At 71.6% G+C, this 7,053-nt stretch carries 8 protein-coding genes; 3 read left to right on the top strand and 5 right to left on the bottom strand.

The window, feature by feature from the left end:
• A partial coding sequence (locus VFW24_18100; protein HEX5268683.1) for a DNA helicase RecG occupies window positions 1–506 on the bottom strand: 506 nt, incomplete at its 3' end.
• Window positions 506–2,191, bottom strand: coding sequence for a DAK2 domain-containing protein (locus VFW24_18095; GenBank protein ID HEX5268682.1), 1,686 nt, complete (start codon window positions 2,189–2,191; stop codon window positions 506–508). The genes VFW24_18095 and VFW24_18100, both read right to left, overlap by 1 nt.
• Window positions 2,192–2,263: 72 nt before the next feature.
• Between VFW24_18095 and rpmB the strand changes: the two genes are divergently transcribed.
• On the top strand, window positions 2,264–2,479 hold the full coding sequence (rpmB, locus tag VFW24_18090; GenBank protein ID HEX5268681.1) for a 50S ribosomal protein L28: 216 nt from the start codon (window positions 2,264–2,266) through the stop codon (window positions 2,477–2,479).
• Here the strand turns inward: rpmB and thiL are convergent.
• Window positions 2,476–3,411: a thiamine-phosphate kinase gene (gene thiL, locus VFW24_18085; protein ID HEX5268680.1), complete on the bottom strand. Its 936-nt coding sequence runs from the start codon at window positions 3,409–3,411 to the stop codon at window positions 2,476–2,478. The genes rpmB and thiL overlap by 4 nt on opposite strands.
• A 67-nt stretch (window positions 3,412–3,478) precedes the next feature.
• Between thiL and VFW24_18080 the strand changes: the two genes are divergently transcribed.
• Together VFW24_18080 and VFW24_18075 are read left to right on the top strand one after the other, a co-directional pair.
• The gene (locus tag VFW24_18080) at window positions 3,479–5,341 is read left to right on the top strand and encodes a phosphoenolpyruvate carboxykinase (GTP) (GenBank protein ID HEX5268679.1); all 1,863 of its coding nucleotides are present in this window, start codon (window positions 3,479–3,481) and stop codon (window positions 5,339–5,341) included.
• Between the two features lie 48 nt (window positions 5,342–5,389).
• Entirely contained in the window at window positions 5,390–5,626 is a 237-nt protein-coding gene (locus VFW24_18075; GenBank protein ID HEX5268678.1) for an Lrp/AsnC ligand binding domain-containing protein, read from the top strand.
• A gap of 4 nt (window positions 5,627–5,630) precedes the next feature.
• On the opposite strand, the gene VFW24_18070 is transcribed toward VFW24_18075, so the two are convergent.
• Both VFW24_18070 and VFW24_18065 read right to left on the bottom strand, forming a co-directional pair.
• Window positions 5,631–6,479, bottom strand: coding sequence for a DUF455 family protein (locus tag VFW24_18070; GenBank protein ID HEX5268677.1), 849 nt, complete (start codon window positions 6,477–6,479; stop codon window positions 5,631–5,633).
• Window positions 6,480–6,591: 112 nt separating this feature from the next.
• Window positions 6,592–7,053 (bottom strand): CoA transferase (locus tag VFW24_18065; protein ID HEX5268676.1); only part of this gene is annotated, 462 nt, incomplete at its 5' end.

Below are 7,053 nucleotides of genomic sequence, written 5' to 3'. Positions count from 1 at the left end.
TCGGCTATCCACGGCGCCAGATCGCGGGTGTGGACGTCGGCCTTCTCGGACTGCGGGTAGATCGGGATTATCCGTCCCGTCCGGTCTCCCACCAGGTCGACCAGCGGATTGGTCATCTGCCGGCGGCCCTTGTACATGTCGACCTTGCCGAAGAAGATGGCCTCGGTGCCGACAGGGAGCTGGCGCACCCGCCATCCCTGGTTGAAGAACGTGCACTTGAGATAGCTGGTGCCGTCGAACAGGTTGAGCTCGGCGATGAACCGGCCCTGCCGGGTGCGCCGCGACGACGCCGTGCGGACGGTGGCCACCACGGCCACCTCCTCCCCCACCCGGAGCTCGCTGATCGCCGACTGGCGGGTGCGGTCGTGCCAGCGACGCGGGTAGTGGGTGATCAGGTCGAGGATCGAGGTGATCCCCATCTCGGCCAGAGCCTCGGCGTTCTTGGGCCCGATCCCGTTGATCCGGGTAACCGGCATCTCGGCCAGCTCGGGCAGGGTCCGAGCCACTATTCGATGCTGAACAGGTACGGGTACAGCGGCTGGCCCCCGTGGTGCACCTCGTGGCCCACGCCGGGATGGTGCTGGGCCAGCCATTCGGTGAGCTGGCGGGTCTGCGCCGGCGCCGAGCCCTCCCCCTCGATGATGCAGACGATCTCGTGGTCGTCCGACACCAGCTTGTCGAGCAGCTGACGGGCCGCGTCCGCCAGGTCGGGAGCAACCACCTCGATGCCCTGTCGCGACAATCCGATCCAGTCCCCGTCCGAGATGGGCCCGGCGGAGCTGTCCGAAGCGCGGACGGCCCGGGTCACCTCCCCGGAGACCACCCGCCCCGCCGCCTCCCGCATGGCCTCCTCGTTCTGGGCCCCCTCGGCCTCGGGGTCGTAGGCCAGTAGGGCGGCAAACCCCTCGGGGATGCCGGTCGTCGGGACGACCCGCACCTCCTTCGTGGTCAGCTCGCGCACCTGCTCGGCCACCGGGATGATGTTCTTGTTGTTGGGCAGCACGACGACCTCGTCGCTCGGGGCCGCCTCCACCGCCTCGAGGATCTGCGCCGTCGACGGGTTCATCGACTGGCCCCCCGCCACGACCTGGTGCACTCCGAGCGACCGGAAGATCCGGCGCACCCCGCCCCCAGTGGCCACCGCCACGACGGCGGTGGTGGGCGGGTCACCCACCCACTCGTCGCTGTCCTGGCCCTCGGCCTCGCGCACCCACCGCTCCTCCTCCACCTGCTCGAGAAGGTCGGTGACCCGGATGTTGCGCGGCCGGCCGGCATCGAGCGCCGCCTCGACGGCGGCGCCGATGTCGTCGGTGTGGATGTGGCAGTTCCACAGCCCGTCCCCCCCGACCACGACGATCGAGTCACCTATGCCGGCCCACACGTCCCGGAAGCCCGGGACGGCGTCGTCGGCCGCCTCCAGGAGGTACATCACCTCGTACCGGAGGCCGGAGACGTCGCCGTCCCCGTCCCGGTGGCCGCCGGCGCCGGAGTCGGCCGCCGGCCTGGCCCCCTCCGTCCCCGCCGCCGGTCCGGCGAAGCGGGTCTCGAGGGGACGGCCCGCGGTCACGGCCAGGAAGGCGTCGAACAGCAGGAGCAGGCCCGCCCCGCCGGCGTCCACCACCCCGGCCTGCTTCAGCACCGGCAGGAGCTCGGGCGTCCGGTCGAGGGCCTCGCCGCCCCTCTGGCGGGCGGCGTCGAGGATCTCGACCAGGCCCCCACCTCGCTCGGACGCATCCCGCGCCCCCTCGGCCGCCTCCCGCACGACGGTCAGGATGGTCCCTTCCACCGGGCGCATCACCGCCTTGTAGGCGGCGTCGCTCGCCGCTCCCAGAGCCGCCGCCACCTCGGCGGGACCCACGGCGTCGACCGGGGAGAACCCATCGGCGAGGCCCCGCAGCACCTGGGACAGGATGACCCCCGAGTTGCCGCGCGCCCCCATGAGCGAGCCGTGACTGATCGCCTTGCACACCGCCTTCATGTCGGCGCCGGACGATCCGGCCGAGCCGTTGAGCCCGTCGATCTCCGCCACCACCGACTCGAGGGTGAGGGCCATGTTGGTCCCGGTATCCCCGTCGGGGACGGGGTACACGTTGAGGCGGTTGATGGCGTCCTGGTTGGCCCGGAGAGCGTCGCGATAGCTCGTCACGGTGGCCACGAGGTCGGGCGCGGCCAGCCGCTCGAGCGTCTGCACGACCGGGCAGCCTAGTGGTGGGTGCTACTCTTCCCGGCTGTCCCCCGAGGTCCCGAGTGGAGGGTGCGCGTCATGGCAGCGGTCTGTGAGGTGTGTGGAAAGCACCCCTCCTTCGGCATGTCGATCAGCCACTCGCACCGCCGGACCAAGCGCCGGTGGAACCCCAACATCCAGCGCGTGCGGGCCCTGGTCAACGGCAGCCCCAAGCGGCTGACCGTCTGCACGTCCTGCCTGCGGGCGGGCAAGGTGCAGAAGGCCCCGCGGGGCCCGGCCGCCACCGCCTCCTAGCTCTCCCAGTGCTGGTAGCCGGTGGCCTCGAGCCGCCGGCCGGCCAGGAACACCGCTCCCGCCTCTCCTGCTTCGCACCGTCCGATCGGGAGGGGCGCGCCCAGACCCGCACCCTCGAACGCCGACGCCATGTCGACGCCGGGCGCGGCGGTGAACACCAGCTCGTAGTCCTCCCCCCCGCCCAGGGCCTGCTCGAGCGTCGCGCCCGGGGCCACCGGGGCCTCGTCCAGCCGGGCGGCCACCCCTGACGCCCGGCCGAGCCGGGCCAGGTCGAGGCCCAGCCCGTCGGACACGTCGATCATGGACGAGGCGCCCGCCAGCCGGGCCACCCGGCCCTCGGCCAGCCGGGCCCGGGGGCGGAGGTGGGCGGCGACCAGGGCGGCCGCTTGGCCCCCCTCCCGCTCCCCCACCTGCAGCGCCTCCAGGCCTGCGGCGGAGGAACCCAGGGGCCCGGTCACCCAGATCAGGTGCCCGGCCCGGGCCCCGGAGCGGAGGACCGCCGGGGGCTCCCCGGCCGGGACGTGACCGGTCACGGCAACGGTGAGGACCAGGACGGGCCCGGCGGTGAGGTCCCCTCCGACGACCGGGCACCCGCACTCCTCGGCGGCGGCCAGGAGACCCGCGTAGACGGGCTCGAGCACGGAGGCGTCGGGGACGGTGGCGGCCACCACCGCCCGCAGGGGCCGCCCGCCCATGGCCGCCACGTCGCTGACGCTGGTGGTCAGGGCCTTCCAGCCGGCGTCGTCCAGGCCGACCAGGTCCTGGCGGAAATGGACCCCGTCCACGACGGTGTCGATCGTCAGGAGGATTGAGCCGTCGGGTGCCGAAAACACGGCGGCGTCGTCACCTATCCAGACCTCTCCCGCCGGCGGCGGAGGGAGGCGGGCCGCCAGGAGGGTCACCATCTCCAGCTCACCCCGCACCGGGCTCACCCCGGCCAGCGTAGGTCCTCGATCCGGACGCCGATTGGGGCCCGATGAGGCAGCGGCCGTACGATCTGTGCAACGGATCAGCCCCCGCAACGGAGCGCGGGACGAGACACGAGGTGTTGAGTTGTCCAGCACGCAGGCCCCAACGAGGCACGCCGGCCTCCTCCGGTGGGTGGAGGAGATGGCCGAGCTCACCACCCCCGACCGGGTGGAGTGGTGTGACGGCTCGGCCGAGGAGTACGACCGCCTGACGCAGTTGCTGGTCGACTCGGGGACGTTCACCCGCCTGTCCGAGGCCAAGCGGCCCAACAGCTACTGGGCCCGCTCCGACCCCGCCGACGTGGCGCGGGTGGAGGACCGCACGTTCATCTGCTCGTCCCGACCCGACGACGCCGGCCCGACCAACAACTGGCGGGACCCGGGCGAGATGCGCGCCACCCTGCACGATCTGTTCCGCGGGTCGATGAAGGGCCGGACCATGTACGTGGTCCCGTTCTCGATGGGTCCACTGGGCTCTCCGATCGCCCACATCGGCGTCGAGATCACCGACTCGCCGTACGTGGCGGTGAGCCTGCGGATCATGACCCGCATGGGCAAGGGCGCCCTCGAGGTGCTGGGGGACGACGGGGAGTTCGTGCCGTGCATGCACTCGGTGGGAGCACCCCTCGGTCCGGGCCAGGCCGACGTGGCGTGGCCGTGCAACAACGAGCACAAGTACATCGTCCATTTCCCCGAGACCAGGGAGATCTGGTCGTACGGATCGGGCTACGGCGGCAACGCCTTGTTGGGGAAGAAGTGCTTTGCCCTGCGGATCGCCAGCGTGATGGCCCGGGACGACGGGTGGCTGGCCGAGCACATGCTGATCGTCAAGCTCACGTCTCCGGCCGGGAAGACCCGCTACATCACCGGCGCCTTCCCATCGGCGTGCGGGAAGACCAACCTGGCGATGCTGGTGCCGACCCTCCCGGGCTGGAAGGTGGAGACCGTCGGGGACGACATCTGCTGGATGAAGTTCGGTCCCGACGGCCGCCTGTACGCCATCAACCCCGAGGCCGGGTTCTTCGGCGTGGCGCCCGGGACGTCGGAGAAGACCAATCCCAACGCCCTGCTGACCCTCGACGGGAACTGCATCTTCACCAACACCGCCCTCACCGACGACGGTGACGTCTGGTGGGAGGGGCTCACCGAGCAGCCCCCCGAGCACCTGACCGACTGGCGGGGCAACGACTGGACGCCGGCCAGCGGCACGCCTGCCGCCCATCCCAACTCCCGTTTCACCGCCCCCGCCAGCCAGGATCCCGCCATCGCCCCGGAATGGGAGAGCCCGGAGGGAGTCCCGATCTCGGCCATCCTGTTCGGCGGGCGGCGGGCCTCGGTGGTCCCCCTCGTCTTCGAGGCCTTCGACTGGCAGCACGGCGTGTTCCTCGGCTCGATCATGGCGTCGGAGACCACCGCCGCCGCGGCGGGAGCGGTGGGCAACCTCCGGCGGGATCCCTTCGCCATGCTCCCGTTCTGCGGGTACAACATGGCCGACTACTTCGCCCACTGGCTGCGGCTCGGGGGCAGCGCGCCCGACGCCGGCAAGCTGCCGCGGATCTTCTACGTCAACTGGTTCCGCAAGGGCGCCGACGGGCGCTGGCTGTGGCCCGGATACGGGGAGAACAGCCGGGTGCTGGAGTGGATCTTCGAGCGGGTGGCGGGTGGCGGTGACGCCGTCGACACCCCGATCGGCCGGGTGCCCGCTCCGGGGGCCCTCGACACCACCGGGCTCAAGGTGTCCGACACGGACATGACCGAGCTGCTGAGCGTCGACGCCGAGGAATGGCGGCGGGAGCTACCGCTCATCTCCGAGCACTACGACCGCTTCGGGGACCGCGTCCCGCCGGCGCTCCGCGACGAGCTGGACGCCCTCGCCAAGCGCCTGGACGGTTAGTCTCCGGTCCGCTCGGGGGGCCCCGGGCGCGACCTAGGAGGTCCCGACTTGGCCGTTTTCGCCTACGTGCTCATCCAGACCGAGGTCGGCAAGGCGGCCCAGGTCTCCTCCGAGGTCGCCGGGATCCCCGGCGTCGTCTCGGCCGAGGACGTGACCGGCCCCTACGACGTGATCGTGCGCGCCGAGGCCGACTCGGTGGACGAGCTGGGCCGGATGGTGGTGAGCAAGGTGCAGATGGTCAACGGGATCACCCGCACCCTCACCTGCCCGGTGGTGAACCTCTGACCGCTTAGTCGGCGGCGGCGGTGGGCGCGGCCTGAGCCTGCTGGGCGGCGGCAGCCATGGCCATCACCTCGGCCTGCGCCTCGGCGGCCACGTCGACCAGCTCCCGGATCTCCGCCTCGCTGAACCCCGCCATGTCGCGGAACTTGCGGGCGAGGTGGATGGGATTCTCGTCCCCCTCACCGCGGAAGCCACCCAGGCTGAACAGCTTGTCGACGGTGCGCTGGAACTCGAGCGCGCGCTTCTGGCGCTCCTTGTCGTTCTCGGTGATGCGGCGCAACCAGTCCGAGCCCATCTTCACGTGGGTCACCTCGTCGGCCAGCATCCAGTCCTCGCAGAAGAACAGCACCGGGTCGGACATGGCGTTGCCGAACTCGCGCATGGTGTTGAACACGTCGATGGCCAGGCCCTCGAGGGCCCGGTTGACCCCGGTCAGCCGGAGCACGGGATCGGCGTTGCACGACGCCTCGAACAGGAAGGTCTGCTCGGCGAACTCGCCCACCGACGAGCCCATGTGCTCGACCAGCTTCACCGAGATCTCGGTGTGGCGCGCCTCGTCCCAGCACTGGCGGGCCATGTCGAGCTTGAGCGCGTACGGGACCTCCTCGGACCCGGCGCCCACCTCGAAGTCGTAGCAGGTGCGCCCGGCGCCCTCGAGGGCCTGGATCTCACCCATGAAGATCCCGTGCATCAGCTGGCGGGCCGAGTCGGGGGCGTCGGGGTCGGTCGGCTTGAACGGGTTGTCCCGGTTGTCGAGCGCGACGGCGTTGCGCGGGTCGAAGATGGTGTCCTCGATACGGGTCCGGGTGAACCGGTCATCCCGGGCCAGGTCGTCGACCGAAAGCATCCGCTTCATCCGAAGCCCCCTTCTGGACTGGTGAGCTGGCGCGCTGTGACGGGGGTCACTGACGCTTCCGTCAATTTTAACGTCATACCCGCCGGGCGGCGCACCGGCACCTGCCGGCGCCCTACCGGACCGCCCCCGAGCCCTTCAGCTCGGCCACCTCGGCGGCGGAGAAGCCCAGGTCGGCCAGGACCGCCTCGGAGTCCTGGCCGGCGTGCACCGGGGGCCGCGACACGCCGCCCGGGGTGCGGCTGAACCGGGGGGCGGGGGCCGGTTGGACCACCCCGGCCACCTCCACGAAGGTCTCCCGGTGGCGGTTGTGGGGGTGGTCCGGCGCCTCCGACATCGACAGCACGGGGGCGAAGCACACGTCGGTCCCCTCCATCGCCTCGCACCACTCGTCCCGGGTGCGGGTCCGGAACACCTCGGCCAGCCGGGCCTTGAGGGCCGGCCACTGCCCCCGGTCCAGCTGGCCGGGGAGGTCCTCCTTGTCGAGGCCGGTGATCCGCAGCAGCTCGGCGTAGAACTGGGGCTCGATCGAGCCCACCGACACGTAGCGGCCGTCCGCCGTCTCGTAGGTGTCGTA

The organism is Acidimicrobiales bacterium, assembly GCA_036273495.1.
Classification (GTDB): domain Bacteria; phylum Actinomycetota; class Acidimicrobiia; order Acidimicrobiales; family JAJPHE01; genus DASSEU01.
The sequence above is the reverse complement of the archived record's forward strand: the minus strand, read 5'-3'. Positions and strand labels throughout refer to the sequence as shown.

Excerpts from the sequence above, each read along its gene's own strand:
- rpmB (HEX5268681.1), top strand. The coding sequence starts at position 2,264 with ATGGCAGCGGTCTGTGAGGTGTGTGGAAAGCACCCCTCCTTCGGCATG.
- VFW24_18070 (HEX5268677.1), bottom strand. The coding sequence starts at position 6,479 with ATGAAGCGGATGCTTTCGGTCGACGACCTGGCCCGGGATGACCGGTTC.